Source organism: Bradyrhizobium sp. AZCC 2230 (assembly GCF_036924495.1).
Classification (GTDB): domain Bacteria; phylum Pseudomonadota; class Alphaproteobacteria; order Rhizobiales; family Xanthobacteraceae; genus Bradyrhizobium; species Bradyrhizobium rifense.
The window spans coordinates 3,504,024-3,519,841 of record NZ_JAZHRS010000001.1 but is presented as its reverse complement, the minus strand read 5'-3'; the positions used below and the strand labels follow the sequence as shown (position 1 = coordinate 3,519,841).

At 58.7% G+C, this 15,818-nt stretch carries 10 protein-coding genes and 1 pseudogene; 5 read left to right on the top strand and 6 right to left on the bottom strand.

Features of this window, described 5'->3' with window-relative positions; translation table 11 throughout:
- The first annotated feature begins 9 nt into the window (after positions 1 to 9).
- Both tnpC and V1280_RS16915 read left to right on the top strand, forming a co-directional pair.
- Positions 10 to 1,574 (top strand): annotated as a pseudogene (gene tnpC / locus V1280_RS16920) (IS66 family transposase).
- A gap of 65 nt (positions 1,575 to 1,639) precedes the next feature.
- Entirely contained in the window at positions 1,640 to 2,170 is a 531-nt protein-coding gene (locus V1280_RS16915; protein ID WP_334526080.1) for a plasmid pRiA4b ORF-3 family protein, read from the top strand.
- Positions 2,171 to 2,893: 723 nt separating this feature from the next.
- Here the strand turns inward: V1280_RS16915 and V1280_RS16910 are convergent.
- The 4 genes from V1280_RS16910 to V1280_RS46795 all read right to left on the bottom strand — a co-directional run bounded on the left by V1280_RS16910 (position 2,894) and on the right by V1280_RS46795 (position 5,506).
- Positions 2,894 to 4,081, bottom strand: coding sequence for a cytochrome P450 (locus V1280_RS16910; protein WP_334526077.1), 1,188 nt, complete (start codon positions 4,079 to 4,081; stop codon positions 2,894 to 2,896).
- Positions 4,082 to 4,085: 4 nt separating this feature from the next.
- On the bottom strand, positions 4,086 to 4,325 hold the full coding sequence (locus tag V1280_RS16905; RefSeq protein WP_334526074.1) for a ferredoxin: 240 nt from the start codon (positions 4,323 to 4,325) through the stop codon (positions 4,086 to 4,088).
- A gap of 364 nt (positions 4,326 to 4,689) precedes the next feature.
- Positions 4,690 to 4,971 carry an enolase C-terminal domain-like protein gene (locus V1280_RS16900; RefSeq protein ID WP_334526071.1) on the bottom strand — a complete coding sequence of 94 codons (282 nt, stop codon included), beginning with the start codon at positions 4,969 to 4,971 and terminating at the stop codon, positions 4,690 to 4,692.
- 217 nt (positions 4,972 to 5,188) lie between these two features.
- On the bottom strand, positions 5,189 to 5,506 hold the full coding sequence (locus tag V1280_RS46795; protein WP_442895235.1) for a hypothetical protein: 318 nt from the start codon (positions 5,504 to 5,506) through the stop codon (positions 5,189 to 5,191).
- A gap of 582 nt (positions 5,507 to 6,088) precedes the next feature.
- On the opposite strand from V1280_RS46795, the gene V1280_RS16895 reads away from it, so the two are divergent.
- The gene (locus tag V1280_RS16895) at positions 6,089 to 6,250 is read left to right on the top strand and encodes a MarR family transcriptional regulator (protein ID WP_334538336.1); all 162 of its coding nucleotides are present in this window, start codon (positions 6,089 to 6,091) and stop codon (positions 6,248 to 6,250) included.
- A gap of 325 nt (positions 6,251 to 6,575) precedes the next feature.
- On the opposite strand, the gene V1280_RS16890 is transcribed toward V1280_RS16895, so the two are convergent.
- Together V1280_RS16890 and V1280_RS16885 are read right to left on the bottom strand one after the other, a co-directional pair.
- The gene (locus tag V1280_RS16890; RefSeq protein ID WP_334526068.1) at positions 6,576 to 7,898 is read right to left on the bottom strand and encodes an MFS transporter; all 1,323 of its coding nucleotides are present in this window, start codon (positions 7,896 to 7,898) and stop codon (positions 6,576 to 6,578) included.
- A gap of 122 nt (positions 7,899 to 8,020) precedes the next feature.
- Complete coding sequence (locus V1280_RS16885) at positions 8,021 to 8,809, bottom strand: helix-turn-helix domain-containing protein (RefSeq protein WP_334526065.1); 789 nt, start codon at positions 8,807 to 8,809, stop codon at positions 8,021 to 8,023.
- Between the two features lie 3,183 nt (positions 8,810 to 11,992).
- Between V1280_RS16885 and V1280_RS16880 the strand changes: the two genes are divergently transcribed.
- Positions 11,993 to 13,609 (top strand): GMC family oxidoreductase, encoded by a 1,617-nt coding sequence (locus V1280_RS16880; RefSeq protein WP_442895234.1) that lies wholly within the window; start codon positions 11,993 to 11,995, stop codon positions 13,607 to 13,609.
- Positions 13,610 to 13,948: 339 nt separating this feature from the next.
- A complete protein-coding gene (locus V1280_RS16875; protein WP_334526060.1) occupies positions 13,949 to 15,604 on the top strand; it encodes a GMC family oxidoreductase in 1,656 nt (551 codons plus the stop codon).
- The last annotated feature ends 214 nt before the right edge of the window (positions 15,605 to 15,818 follow it).

Genomic DNA, 15,818 nt, shown 5'->3' with positions numbered 1-15,818 from the left:
CTCGGGCCAATGAGTGATTTGCCTGATCAACTGCCGAGCGACCCAGCCGAGTTGCGTGCCTTTGCCGCGGCTCTGCTGGAGCGCTGGCCAGACTCGAGCGGTTGCTCAAGCTTGCAAAAGATGCGCAGTTCGGTCGATCGTCGGAAAAGCTTGACGCTGATCAGCTCCAGCTTGTTCTGGAGGATATCGATGGGGCCGTTGCGGCTCTCGAAGCAGCCGAGGACCGCGCCAATCCCAAAACACGCGAGAAGAGAGCTGCCGAGCGCAGGGCCAATCGTGGCAAGCTGCCGGAGCATTTGCCACGCATCGTCGAAACGCTGATGCCGACTGCAACCTGTCGCCCGTCCTGCAAAGGCGATCTCGTTGAGATTGGCAGCGATGAGAGCCAAAGGCTCGACGTCGTTCCGGTGCAGTACCGGGTGATCGTAACCCGCCGGCCCAAGCTGGCCTGCCGCGCCTGTCATGGCGTGGTCCTCCAGCACGCCGCGCCCGAGCGATTGATCAGGGGTGGACTGCCCACCGAGCGGCTCGTCGCGCATGTAATCGACGCCAAGTATCATTGGCATTTGCCGCTTTATCGTCAGGCGCAGATGCTGGCGACGCACGGTATCGCCATCGACCGTTCCACGCTCGCCTTCTGGGTCGGCTATGCCGCCCAGGAATTGAAGCCCTTGTGGCATCGTCTGCGCGAGCTGCTGCTCGTGTCCCCAAAGCTCTGTGTCGACGAGACCCCGGCTCCGGTGCTGGATCCGGGGCGCGGCAGGACCAAAACCGGCTACTTCTGGGCGCTCTCGCGCGATGACAGGCCGTGGGCCGGACCTGAGCCACCTGGCGTGGTTTACGCCTATGCACCGGGCCGCGGCGCCGTTCATGGCCTGAGGCTGCTCGAAGGCTACCGCGGCATCATCCATTGCGATGGCTACGCGGCTTACAAGACCATGACCCGAGAGACGCGTGCGGACGCCCTGTCCGGTACGCTCGCGTTCTGCTGGTCTCATCTACGGCGTCAGTTTGTGAAGATCGAGCGCGAGGCTTCGCCGGCGCCGGCTCCGGTTGCCCGTGAGGCCCTCGAGCGCATCGCCTAGCTCTACGCGGTCGAGAAAGCCCTTCGCGGCCGATCTGATGCCGAGCGCCGCGCGGGCCGACAAGCGCATGCCCGGCCTCTGGCTGCAGCCTTGAAGCAGTGGTTTGAGGCAACGCTTGATCACCTTGCGCAGAAGAGCGACACGGCGAAGGTTGTGCGCTATGCGCTGCGTCATTGGGACGGCTTGACGCTCTACCTTGATGACGGGCGCATCGAGATGGACACGAATGCTGTCGAGCGTGCGATGCGGCCGATCAAGCTCAACGTCAAGAACTCCCTTTTTGCCGGCTGCGACGAGGGCGCCGAGAGTTGGGCAGTACTGGCGTCGTTGATCGAGACCTGTAAGCTCAACAGCATCAGCGCCGAGCACTGGCTCTCCGACGTCCTCGCCAAGCTCGTCAATGGCTGGCCTATGGCCCGACTGGACGAACTGCTTCCCTGGGCGTCGACATACACGATGCATGCACACCATCCGAGGCTGGCGGCATGAGCCTCAACACGACCGCCGTCCGGATCAAGGTGACCCTTAAGGACGTGCGGAGTTGATGCGCTGCCTTGTCGTGCCGCTCGCGCTGCGCCTTTGATCGGCTGCATCTGACGCTTCAGACGGCGTTTGGTTGGACGAATAGCCATCTCTTCGAGTTCTTGGCTGGCGAAGGGCGTTGGGGTATCCCTGATCCCGATGGCGATTTTGGCCCCCAGCCCATCGATGCCCGCAAGGCGCGGCTCTGCGATATCGTTCGCGAGACCGGCGCGAAGACGATCCATTATCTCTATGACTTCGGCGACAGCTGGGACCATGTGATCAAGCTTGAAAAATGGTTCGACAACACGTCGACGGACGGTCTGCCATTCTTGCTCGATGCCGCTGGCCGCTGCCCTCCAGAGGAGGTTGGAGGTGCGCCCGGATATGCCGACTACCTCGATGCCATCGGCGACCCTACTCATCCAGAACATGAAAATATGCGCCTCTGGGGGCCCGATCACTTTGATCCCAACGTCATCGACAGCAAGGCGCTCGAGGCCGCCGTCAACGCTTTGTCCGAAATTTGGAAGCCGCGGCGTCGCGTCCCGCGCTCAAAATAGGCGTCAAGCACCAATCAAAAAGGGCCGCAGAGCTACGCTTACCCTCAAGCTATGAGCTCCGGCCTTCCTCTTCTCACTGCCGGACCGACGGAAGGGAAGGCTGGTGTCATGCGCCGGTGGCGTGGTCCGGCACCTCGCCAGCGACAGCTGGCTGGGCTGCCCAAGCTCTCCGCCAAGCCGTTCGACCCGCATCGGACAAGCTAAACGACCGGCTCGGGGCTCGCTAACGGCGAATGAGTCGAGGGCAATTGATACACGAGCGGAGTTCGGTCGGCTCCAGGCGTTCGTCGTATCAGGCATAGTTCGCTGCGGGCGCAGAGATATCAGCGAGATTGACGCAAGAAATCATCCGGCTGATCTATGGACTCATAAAAGCGGGATCAATGGGGCAGTCAATGCTCGCGAGGCCGAGAGATGCGAGCCCGTCTCGATGAGCATCCATTTCCAGAATGGCCACGAGAGCCGTCAGCACGATCGCAACGTAGATCAAGGGGGGTGACGCCGTCGCGATTGAGTCGTGGCTGTGTAGAGGTATGAAATCGCGAAATGATCGCCACAAGGAAACGAGTTGTAGATACGTCTTAGACCGCGTTTGCATGCTGTATCCGATGCCTATGGCGCCAGATCTTTCGAAGCTTCACCGTTTCGAGAGGGCAGTGAATGAGATCTGTGGGCGACGGCGGATCGAGTCGTCGCAATCCCGCGATCTGTCGTTTCGATTTATCAACGCCCAATAGTGATCGGAATCTGCCGCGGTCCTCGAACGGTGCCCGCCGACCATTTCACCTCCGCTGCATCGCTTAGCACGAAGTCGGGAAATCTGCCGAGCCACTCTTCGAGAGCAACGCGGATTTCCATGCGCGCCAAATTCGAGCCGATGCAGCGATGGATCCCGAGACCAAATGTTGCATGCCGATTTTCGGCCCGGTCAATGATGACCCGATCTGCATTCGGAAACATCGCCGGATCACGATTGGCCGCGCCGTAAGCCAGCATCACCATCTCCCCTTCTTTCAAGGGACACCCCCCGATTTCGGTCTCCTTCACGACTTCACGGGCCACTGCGACTGGGGCGTAGGCGCGCAGGAACTCCTCTATAGCAGTCGGAATGAGATTGGGCTCGGCAACCAGGCGCTTGCGGTCGTCCTCATGGGTGGCGAGGTGCCACAGACTGGCGCCGATCATGCTCCAGGTCGTATCGATTCCGGCAAAAAACAACAGACGTGTTGTGCCTCTGATGTGCTCCTCGTTGAGCGGCTGCCCATGGACCTTAGCGTCAAGCAGGTAGCTAATGAGATCGTCGCCTGGTGCGGCTTTACGCGTGCTAATTTCCTTCGCAAAGAACGCGTCCACTTCTGCGAGCACACGGTGGGTAACCGCGGGGTCCGCAGCCCCCAGTTCCAGAAAATCACGGGCCCATTTCCGGAATCTTGGACCTTCGTGCTCGGAGGTACCGAGCAGATAGGCCGTTACACGCGACGGTATCTCCTGCGCATAGTCCACGGCTGCGTCGCATTCCTTTCTGTCGGAAAGCCGCTCCAGAAGTTCACGGCAAATAGCCCGCGTTTTCGGCTCAAGCTTTGCGACGGACTGGGGCGTGAATGGTGCGATCAAGATTTTCCGGTCGTCTCGATGCGCCGGCGGATCGGACGTGACAGGCGGACTGGGCGGCAACACTGGTTTGCCTTCACGGATTGAAACGCGGCGAGAGGAAAAATGCTCAGTGTCGTAGGCAACCGCTCGGACGTCCTCATAGCGCGACGGAAAATAAACCCCGTCGAACCGATCGGTGTGAGCGACCGGACATGTCTGGCGCAGCTCGCGCCAGATCGAATGGGGATCTTGTGCCCAGCGCGGGTCAAGATGGTCGAAATCCCTTGCCCAGTCGGTAACAGGGGCGCGCTCGTTCATATGGTCACCTTTCGTCGATCTCGATGGCGGATTCGGGACAATTGGCCTTGGCGGTATGGGCCTTGTCGTGTAGGTCTGCCGAAACGATGCCGCTGCCGATCACGCGACCTTCGCCGAATTCATCTGCGGCAAACAGCTCCGGCGCGACTGAAGTACATCGCGCGTGGCCTTGGCAACGCTGCCGGTTCACATGGACTTTCAAGATGGCGCTGTGAACGGAGGAGGGGCCGCGAAACGTACTCATCTTTAATCTCCTTTCGACGACGTCGATCGCATCGATTGGAGGAGATTGCTTCTATCGCGTTACGGCGTGATTTCGGCTTGGAGATGAACGCGTTGCATTCGTAATATCATCTTTTGCAGCGACTGCAGACCTGGTCTGTTTCTTCATCGAACGGTAGACAGCGCCAACCTTCGAGCTCACAAAACTTTGCGTTTGGCTGTCCGTCTGGTAGCGTTTTGCGATTTAAGGTCTGGCGGTCAACTTGGAACCGGGAGTCGACTGACGCCGCCGGTGGGGGAGCTTACGTTGCGGGACCGCACGTCATCCCCTTTTCTTCCCGGGTAAATGAAGAGTAGCTCACCACGGCGTCGAGATTGTAATCGACCTATTTCAACAAACCGATCGCGCGGTCTGACAAAGACAACCCGTGGCCGATAGAGGTTGGCATCGCGATTATGCCTTCTTTGACTGGAGGCCAGCCCTTAAGCAATTGTTCGAGCAAAGGGAATTCTTCGAGCCAACGGAGAGATTGCGATACAGCGCCGACATGTACAAAAAGGCCTGGCGGGAAGTGGGGACTAGCCGTGGCGCCCAGCGCGTCCGCGACGATGCCGATGTTGACAATCGGCGTCAGACCACCGATCGATCGCCGGATCGGGTTGGACAACCGTGAGCAACCCATCTCGCATCATGGAGATCAAGTGCGAATAGTCTTGCGCATGCTCACCGCCCGCGCTCGTCATCCCGTCCACCTTTAACATGGAGTAGGCCGTCCCAGGGGGACCATGGAAGAGGTTCTTCGACAAACTGTATACCATGGTCTTTCGCGACCTGGACTAGGCGATGAACCCTCGGTAGATCGCATTTCTCATTTGCATTGGTCATCAATACTCTTCATCGCCAACCGCTTTGCGCACCGCGGTCAGCACTTGAGCGTCCTTAGGCACGCCCGCGACCCGCGGCTTTACGGCCCGCATGCCCCGCGATATGTGACCTGCCGCTGCCTCAGCGGCTCGCTCCGGTGTTTGCTGGGTATCGAAGCCGCCGCTTCCGTGAACGGAGATAGGTCGGTTTTCGCTACCCATCGCCACCCCAAGAGGAACGCCTTGACGTCGTGCATGAATATCCCAAAAAGCGACATCGATCGCGGCGAGGCCGGTCAGGTTGGGACCAGGACCAGTACGGTTGAAGCTGCGGATGATGTTCTGCCACGTAGCTCGTGGTGGGGCGGGGCTTTCTCGCGAATAAAGCGCTCCAATTGACGCTCGGCGGCTACGAAAGCTAATTCGCCGCCCCCGCCGAGAACGTAGGAGAAGCCAAGCACGCTGGCGCCATCGGAATGCTCCAGCTCAACGAGGATGACATCGATGGCGGCGACGCCCGATCCGCCTACCGCTCGGTCCAGCCTGAATTCGAGCAGCTTGGCGGCAGCGCGATCTATCCGATTCATGGTTAAGCCATGGATCGTTTGCGATCAGAGATTACGTGCACCTTCATCGTCCCCAGATTGCTTGCGTGGCAAGTTATTGTGTCACCATCGACGACCGGGCCGACGCCTTCTGGCGTGCCGGAGTCAGTAACAACGCGCTGGGCCCGCAATGACGCGAAAGATCGCCCCCCAACCTCTGAAGCTGGATGTCGAGCAGCTATTGCATCGCAAGCCGGGCTGTCCCATTCGGCGTCTTCAGCAGACGGCAGTCTCGATCTTTCTGGAAGAGACATCGGAATTCGACGTCACACCGGTTCAATACGCAGCGATCGCCGCGGTCTGAGTCTTTCCAGGCATCGACCAACTCCGTCTTGCGAGCGCCATCGGTTTCGATCGCACCACGATCAGCGGCGTCGTCGATCGGCTGGAAGCGAAGGGGCTGATGGTCCGCAAGATCTCTGGCACCGACCGCAGGGCCAAGCCTTGTTTCCAACTGCCGCGGGTAGACAACTGCTAAAGGAGATCCAGGAAGCCACTGATCGGGTACAGCATCGGATACTCGCCCCGCTGAGTAGATCCGAACAGAAGACGTTCATGGAACTGCTAGAACCGCTTGGTCCTTTCCCATAATGATTCGAGCCGCGTTCCCATCGATAATGCCCTGATTCCCATCAGAAAGCCTCGGTCCGGCAAAGAGGTGCCCGACAGCAGTTGAGATAGCGGCAGGCAATCCATCCTCGATAGCCGCACCATTCGTGCTACGTGTTTGCTGAGTGATACCGAGGTTCCGACCAGGTTCGTGATTGAACAACGAGACAAGGCCCGCTAGTCACAAGACGGGTCTAACCCAATGGGCTCGTGCCTGAGTTAATTCTAGGAATAGCCAGAACAGCGCCTATGCTCATAAATCCCGAGCAGGCTACAACAGTAAACATTAGGCTGGTGTTCTCGGACCTTTGCAGAGCCCATCCCGCAACGACTGGACCAATAATGCCTCCAATCCGGCCAATTCCAAGGGCCCAGCCGACAGCTGTGCTTCGGACTTCGGTTTCAAACGATTGAGCGACGAGGTTGTTGAGAACGAGCAGTGGTCCGAGAACGCACATTCCGGAGATGCCGACGAACAGAATGTTCGTTAAATGTGTATTGATCAGGGCAAGGCCTATGACACTGAGCGTTCCGAGCGCCCACCACGCGGCCAACGCCGCTCGCTGGCTGCCACTGAGGTCGGCAAAGAGGCTGCAAGTCAGGCCACCAAGCAATGACGCGATCTGCAGCAACGCGCCGAACAGGAACCCGCTGGCAACGGCTTCCCCCCGCTGAATCATGATGGTGGGTATCCAGCCAATTAGGGCGTATGCATTGAATAGAACCAAGCTTTCGACCGTCCAAATTAGAATCGTTATGCGGCGGTTTGCAGCGTTCAGGAGCAACGCGACCGATCCTTTCCGCTTTGTTTCTTCATTCAGCACCAATGCCCCGCGCGGATCGAAACTGCCCGGCGCAAGGTTCTGCATCACTTCCGCAGCTTCAAGATTGCGACCTGCGCCCACCAAGTACAGGGGGCTCTCCGGGAGCCAGGCGATGCATAGGAATGCCAGCAGGACGGCTGAGCCACCAAGCAGAAAAAGAATCGGCCAGCCGAAGCCGCTGACGAGAGTAAAGCCTGCGAGGCCTGCCAAAGTGCCGCCTATCGTGTAACCGCCGGTGGCAAGAACGGTTGTTACGTTGATGACCCGAGTCGGCATCAACTCGTTCATGTACGCCGTCGAGAGTGGCAGGATCACTCCTAGGCCAACTCCCGTCAGGATCCGCAAAATGACGAACGCTGGAAACGAATGCGCCCAAAGGCCCGTAAACGTACTGAACGCCCCCGCGACGAACAAGGCAGCGACAAGCGTCGGCTTGCGGCCAAAGCGGTCAGCTATTGGACCGTGCCCCAGTGCGCCAATCATGAATCCGATCAAGCCAGAAGACACCAGAAAGCCGGCCTGGCTCCGGCTGAGGTGCCATTCATCTCTGGTAAAGTGAATGATGTAAGATGGAATGAAGTTGTCGTATCCATCGAAAATTGTCGCGCAGGCGACGATAATGATGATGCGGAGGTGGTGCGCGTTCACCGCAGCTGCGCCGACCTGACGACGGACATCAGTTATAGAAACCATACTTTCCCTCTCTTGTTCTCAAACAGTAGAGAGGGAGCTTCGCGAGCTTACAATAGCGACCTATGGCGTTGTCCGAAGAGCGGACATCTATGCATGATATTCAGCTGACGAGCAGCGGCGATCTAGCGGCGACGCCTTGGCGTTCGCCAAGAAATTGCCTGTTGGTTCTCGGAAAGTTGCTCGGCAATCATTTTCGCGGCATTGGTAAGAGGTCCCAGATAACGGCGTTTTGCTTCCGATGCGCGCAAGGCCGAACTGATGTATGTGATGGCGATAGAGCACGCAGCGTAGCCCTTGATCAACACCGGCATCGCGATACTGCCCGTCTTCGGCATAAAGGTACTGTCGCGCGTTGCGAAGCCGTCCTCTGCGATCAGGTTCAGCATTCTTATCGCAGTCGCGCTGTTCCGTGCGAGTGCACGATCCGCATGGTCCGATTTGGCGAGGCGTTCTATGACGCCCTCCTGGATTTCACGACGTTGATGCGCAAGGTAGGCTCGACCGACGGCGGTGATGAGAACGGGAATGCCGAGACCGATCATGGCGTTATCAATGGTCCAGGGGCTAACGCGCCGCGTCGTATGCCGCATGATCATCCGATCGTAGTGAAACGTGAAGAGGTCGGTCGGCCATATCACTTCCTGCTGCAATTGATCGAGCACCGGAGACGCGATGTCGCTTATCCACGCGTCATCGCTAAATCCGTCGCTCAACTGCCTGACCAACGGCGTGAGGAGATACCCGTCAATATCAGAGTCGAATCGAAGGTAGCCGTCGTCGGACAGCGCGCGGACGATGCGATAAAGCGCGGGCCTGGAAATGCCTGTGGCGCGATTAAGCTCCACAATGCTGGCACCATTGCTTAGATTCAGGGCGCGAAGGACCTCCAGAGTTCTCGACGCGCCACGCATCCCACTGTTCATGTTAGCGCAGGCCAGTTTACACAATCAGATGCAGAAATATTGGTCCATGCTGCCGGTACAATACCCGACACCAGCAATTGAGGCGCGACGCCAGGGCTGCCTGATGCTGCGGCCTTGCTTGGATTGCTTTCCCGGGTGCTCAACCACTAATTTTGTCCCCTGAGATACGTTCATCGGCTCCGTCTCCTAAGACGCAAGCTGGTCCGAGGTCAGAGCAACAGAGTACGAACCATGCGTTCCAGCAATTCGATCGAGACAGCCAATAGAAATGCCAAAACGGCTCAAACGGCGCGAACCACCGTCAACTCATGCTTCCAGGCATGAAGCACCGAGCTTTTGGATGACCATCCTGGTAGTAAGGCCAAACCATTGTACGGCCAGCGCGATTCGGTCGATCCACGACAGCATCCTTCGGAACATCAACCCACTCGCCATCAATGCGCACGCGATAACGACCATCCCTACTTTCCCAATCGGCATCGTCTATTCGCATAGCCTCACTCCCATCACAGCATGGCCCTTTGCCGCTATGCAAGCTCTCATACCAACTGTCCAACTGAGGGTGCTCAGGATCATGAGCATGAGAGCGATTGATTGCAAAGATCGCCACAGCAACAGAAAGAACAAGGAACGTTGTTTTGTCTAAGCCACTTTTCATCTCACATCTGGTCCGTGCTCTGATCGTATAGCTGTTCAAGCGGTTACTGGCTTGAGATCGCCTGCTCGCGCACGCTTGCCGGTCACCAACTTGACCTTCGGTACGAAATACCCCGATTTACCCCGATCGGAGTCTGTCACCATCATTCAGTCTCTGTCCGGTTGAATAGTTATGCTCGGGACATAAGTACGGCGACCTCTTCGTCAATAAAATGACGATGATAATATAATCACGTTGTTGCGAGCCGGTTGCTCTTAGCAAAGGCCGCGGCAGCGAGTCTTAGCTTTGCACAAGAGCATTCACGCTGAGCCGAACCTCGTGCAGCACCGCTGCAGTCTCGGCCGTCTGTGGAGGGCGGCAAGATTTATCGATAGAAGTCCGGCACGCGAAACAGAGCGTCTGATCGACTGGCCTGGGGCTTTGACGGTCGACGAAAGCAGCCTGTTGCGGTCTTGAAGCGCGCCTTCTTGCACACACATTCGTCGCAGGGCCGAATTAGCGACTTGTTGCCGCCACGGCTGATGCCCCCGTCCACGATACATCGCGGGACCGGACATGCGAGGCGAGGTCCGATTTCTCCAATTCCACGGCCTCTTTCGACCTGTATTGCGAATGCAGCTTATGTAGCGGCGATAGCCAAGTTGGTCGGTCCCTCTGGTTTCGTGGTTGGGGTCGGGCCGTCGGGGTGGCCATCAATTTCGCCGAGAGACGCGCAACGGTGGCTGGTCAATGTTATTGGGCGCGCTTCATCTCCGCCAACCTTAGTGCATTCGTTCCCGCTGAACCGTTCGATGCGGTCGTTCTCCGATCCATGTGCCGGCATGCGCGCGAACACGCCGCGACGTTCTGGCGACTGTCCGCTCACGTTCGTCGTCGCGGCGTAATAGCGCTTGTGTCTGGGGAACTGGCATCCAACGGTCCGGCATCGTACGCTAAGAAAAGGCGGAAGGTCTCATCTTGATAGACACCATAATCCGAGACAGAGACCGCCGTTCCCCAAGCGGCTTTTGCGCACGTTTACCCGGGGCGAAATGCCTCACACGAAACCTCGGAAGTTCTCTGAAAGGCGCACCAAGTCGCATCGGGTATTCGGCGGGATTCGCCTTTCTTCGCTGAGGACCTTGATCAAGGCAACCCGAGCATCTCAAAACGACCCAGAAAACGAGTCCGCCAAGTGCTCCGAACAAGCAAAAGTACAGCACGGGCTTGATGCAGCTTCCCGATATTGCGGCGCGGGTGACAGCAAGGGCAACGATCGGCTCGCTGACGGCCAACATAAACACGGAGTGCTCTTGCCGATAACTTAGGATGCTGGCGGGTGCGCCACCAAGTACAGCACCCAGAACAACGCACGATACGATGGTGACCCACCTCAAAGGCTGAAGAATCAGGAAAAGCGGCAACCCCAGGAGAACTGTGTGACTGAGGGCTATCATCAATGTGAATGTAAACACCATGGGTGCAACACTGGGAATGTGCCAATACAGGGTCAGGGTCAGCGCTGGAGCAATGCTTGCAAATACGGAGGCAGCTGCGACGCCTAAAATTATTTGCAACCGTGACTCATTGGCTACTGATTGCGATGTCGATTGGGCTTGTATTGCGCATATCCAGGTCGCGCCTTCATCTATCGCCCACGTCAATCGGTTACGGCCGCGCATATCCATCGGCGCAGGATCCGCGACACGCACAGTACCGGTTCACACTGCGATCTTCGGCAACCCGTTCTAGGCGCCGTACGTCGAAGCGATGGCTAGTGTAATTGTGCGTCGTTGGTGTTCTGGTGAATTGCAGGTTTCGGACTCGTCTGCTTGGCGCACGTGGCCGTGATGTTGTGCTCCATAGGCGAAGCGGCATCTCTCGGTGCTGTTTGCTCGTCATTCGCCGCAGTCGGCATGTCGGGATTGATGCGATTTTCCTGGTCAAATGAGGGTATCGCGGCACGCGATATGATAGGCAAGCGCGCTTCGCCGTCATACGATGCCTTCAGTCGGCAGCGGATTCCCGTCAAGCGTAGCCGGGGGAGAACGATGGTTCGGGATCATTCTCAAGCGCAGCATGCTCTAGGATGGCGTTCGGAGACATCCGCGCGCGGTGACCTCGTGCGCTGCAGTGGGACTGATACGCTGGTGAAGCAATCCGCTCCGAGCGCGGCAGTTTCCGAGCCGCCTTGCAATGGAAGTGAGACATTCTCCAAGCTTCGCCCGTGTACAAGGGGAGTTTGTTCTTCCAGGCGGTCAGTTCGACGCGAGTGCTCCTCTCACCCGATGGCCGAAACATACAATCGCTGAAGCCATGCTGGTGGTTCGCTTGCCGGCGTAGCTCGGGTCAGGGCACGCTTTAGAGGTTCTGATCGGGAAGCTGAGGGGAAACGAATTCTGTTGGTACCGCGTCGTTTCTCGGAGCTGAAGGACGGAAGCAAGATCAACGAACGTGCCGGATGTTCAGAGGGAGTGCGCCGTCCGCTAGTACGGTTCCCGCAACATCTGCGCGTTGCAAATGTGAGTTGGATGATGAGCGAGACAATACCGATCAATACCACGGAATTCGAAGCCCGCGTTAATGCCAAACAACGCCGGCAGGCAGCTGATCTGCGATCCTCGTACGATTTTATCGTCTGCGGATCTGGCTCATCTGGCTCCGTTATCGCGCGACGGCTCGCGGAAACGGGGCATGCGTCGGTCCTTTTGCTGGAGGCGGGAGCGGACGATGACGTCCCAAGCGTTCGGGAGGCAGGGCGATGGCCGGAAAATCTCGGATCGGAACGGGATTGGGGATTTCAGGCGACTGCGAACCCGCAACTCAATGGCCGTCGGCTCCCACTCGCGATGGGTAAGGTACTCGGCGGCGGTTCGAGCATCAATGCGATGGCGTGGTCGCGCGGGCATCGGAACGATTGGAATTACTTTTCAACCCAGGCGAACGATCCGGCTTGGAATTACGATTCCATTCTCGCTGTCTACCGCCGCATCGAGGATTGGCAGGGCGCGCCTGACCCATTGCGGCGTGGACGGGATGGTCTTGTCTATGTTGAACCGGCGTGCGAGCCGAGCCCGTTGGCTCCGGCCATGGTCGAGGCCGCGCGATCGGTCGGCATTCCCACTTTCGATGACCAGAACGGGGCGATGATGGAGGGGGAGGGTGGGGCGGCGATTGCCAATCTTCGGGTTCGCAACGGCCTTCGCCAGTCCATCTTTCGTGCCTATGCCTACCCTTGGATGGATCGTGGCAATTTGACGGTCCTTACGGGGGCGCTAGTGACGCGCGTGCAAATGGAGGGAAAGCGGGCAATCGGGATCGAGTTCCTTCGCAACGGCCACCTTCACCGCATTGCGGCACGCTGCGAGATTGTGCTGTCCCTCGGCGCGATCAACACGCCCAAGCTGTTGATGCAATCGGGTATTGGCGACTCCGCCGAATTGGCTCGCTTCGGCATCGAACTGGTCCAGCACCTTCCGGGTGTCGGACGCAATTTCCAAGATCATATCCTGGCTCCCTGCCTCTGGGAGCACAAAGCTCCCCTGTCGCCTCGTAACAATGGAGGGGAGGCGACCTTCTTCTGGAAGAGTGATGCATCACTCGACACGCCGGACCTGCAGCCGTTCCTGATCGAGTTTCCCATTGTCACGCCCGAGACAGCTCATTATGCGCCACCGCCGGCGTCATGGGGGATGTTGCCAGGCGTCGTACGCCCGCGTAGCCGCGGTCGCCTGCGCATGACAGGCTCCAGCCCCTCCGATCCAGTGGAGATCGACGCCGCCACGTTCGCCGACCCGGCTGATTTCAAGGCCATGGTCCGCGCCATCCAGATCTGCCGTGAGATGGCTAATTCCGCCGTCATGAGCCCATTCGTCAAGCGCGAGATCATGCCGGGCCCTCTGACAGGACCTTCGTTGGAGAACTTTGTCCGCGATGCGACAATGAGTTACTGGCACGAAAGCGGCACAGCGAAAATGGGCCGGGATGAGATGTCCGTGGTCGACAGTCGGCTCCGGGTCTACGGCATGGACCGACTGCGCGTGGCCGATGCTTCGATTATGCCGCGCGTCACCACCGGTAATACCATGGCGCCCTGTGTCGTCATTGGTGAGAAGGCCACCGAGTTCCTGATTGCCGAACATGGACTGTAGCAGCGCCGAACCTGTACCTCTGCAAGTGGTACCCCGAGGAGCGTCGGATCGTAGCACCGGGTCATGCTCAGATGGTCATCAGCCCGTCGGGCCGAAGTGTTGCGCCTGTAACCACTTTCGCACCCAGAAGAAAGGAATGCGTAACGGGAGGCGGCGACACTTCCCTTGGGCCGTCTGCCCTTCAGGGTAACGGATCATGCCGTATCGGATGTAAGGTTCGGGGTGATCCAAGCGCCAAACATGCAGACGCACGAGCAATAGTAAGAGCAGAGCTTTCCCCTGAACACATTCTCGGGAATGCCCCTAAAACATCCAGAGTGTAAGACGATGGTTTCGCAAATGACGAGCAAGATCTCCGGTGATCTCAGAGGCGATTTTGCGAACCAGCGGATCAATCGCCGCAAGGCGTTGGCGGCCGCGGCGGTCGGCTGCGGCATGGCGCTGTCGAATGTAGCTCGGTCCGCCGTGGCCGCGTCCGGCGTCCGCATACTCGCATCACCTGAACAGCTTCATTCAGCCTATGACTACGTCATTGTCGGTGCAGGCTCATCCGGTTGCGTTCTGGCGCATCGGCTCGGTCTGGCTGGACGACGGGTGCTCGTTGTCGAAGCCGGCGGCCAAGCAAAGCCGGCAGCCATCGCAGATCCGACAGAATGGCCCAAGCTCCAGGGCAGTCAGTTTGACTGGCGCTATTTGACGGTCCCGCAACCGGGGCTGGGAGGCCGCATTATTCGCTGTCCACGCGGCAAGGTCGTGGGCGGCTCAAGTGCGATCAATGCCCTCGGCTATCACCGCGGCCACCCCGCCGCTTATGATCGCTGGCCCGAGGGGTGGCGCGCTATGGACCTCCTGCCGTACTTCAAGCGCGCCGAGACGTTTTCTGGTGGCGCCAGCGCATGGCGGGGTGGCAATGGTCCTCTGCACGTCCTATCGCTCGCGGACGTCACGGATCGAAACCCCGTGGCATCCGCCTTCGTCAAGGCATCGCAAGACCTTGGGTTCTCGATGACGCCCGATATCGGAGGGGAGGTCACAACGGGCGTTGGCTGGCAACAACTCAATATCAAGAGACGAGTTCGCGACGACGCCGCGACGGCCTATCTCGGGAGTCTCGAGAACGTGACCGTCGATCTGCTGGTGGACGCGGAAGTGCTCGGTCTTGTGATCGAAGGCGGAAGGTGCATCGGCCTGCGGCTTGCCGAACACCTCGTGCGGGCCGGCAGTGAAGTCTTGCTTTGTGCCGGTGCAATCGATTCGCCGCGCCTTCTGATGCTGTCGGGAATTGGCCCGGCCGACCAACTACGATCTCTCGGTATTCCAGTTGTCCTGGATCTGCCGGATGTCGGCCGCCATCTTGAAGACCATCTGCTGGTCGCGGGCGTGGCATATGCGGCACGGCGCGAGGTGCCGCGCTCGCACTACAACCATGCCGACGCTCTCCTCTACGTGCCGCACACTGACCCAGATGACAGCCCGAATCACCTTTTGATGTGCCTTTCCCTGCCGTTCGTTCTGCCGAGCGTCGGCCCGTTGCCTTCACCGGCTTACGTCCTTGTGTCTGGCCTGATGCGACCGCGGAGCCGCGGCAGCGTGAAACTTGCCTCCGGCAATCCACGGGTCCCGGCTCTAATTGATCCGAACTACATTTCCGAGCCGGCCGATCTGGACCTTCTTGTTGAAGGCGTTTCTCTCGCCCGCGAAATCGGGGCCGGTGCTGCTTTTGCCGACTGGCGCGCGCAAGAGGTCTATCCGGGGCCCGAGGGAACAAACACCGCCGACATGCGCAAGTTCATTCTTCGCGCGGCAGATTCGTTCCACCACCCTGTCGGCACTTGCCGCATCGGGGCCGTCGTCGATGAGGCCTTGCGCGTTAAAGGTGTGACGGGTCTGCGTGTCATTGACGCCTCGGTGTTCCCTGGAATTCCGCAGGCGTTGATCAATGCTGCCACAATTGCAGTTGCCGAGAAGGCGAGCGATTTAGTGCTCTCCGGGTAAGGCGCCGTCAGACGTTTTGGCTCCGACATGCGGTAAGGCCGTTGAGCGAAGATATTGTGTTCGATGGTTCTGAACTACGGTTTGGTCCCTGCACAATTTGCCGACGCCAGTGTTTCTCTATTCAGCCAAGGACGGGTCGTTCACCTCCGGAGAACCTCATGCAGAGCATCGCGCAGCGCGGTCAATGGTCGCGTAAGCTATCTCAACGTAGCAC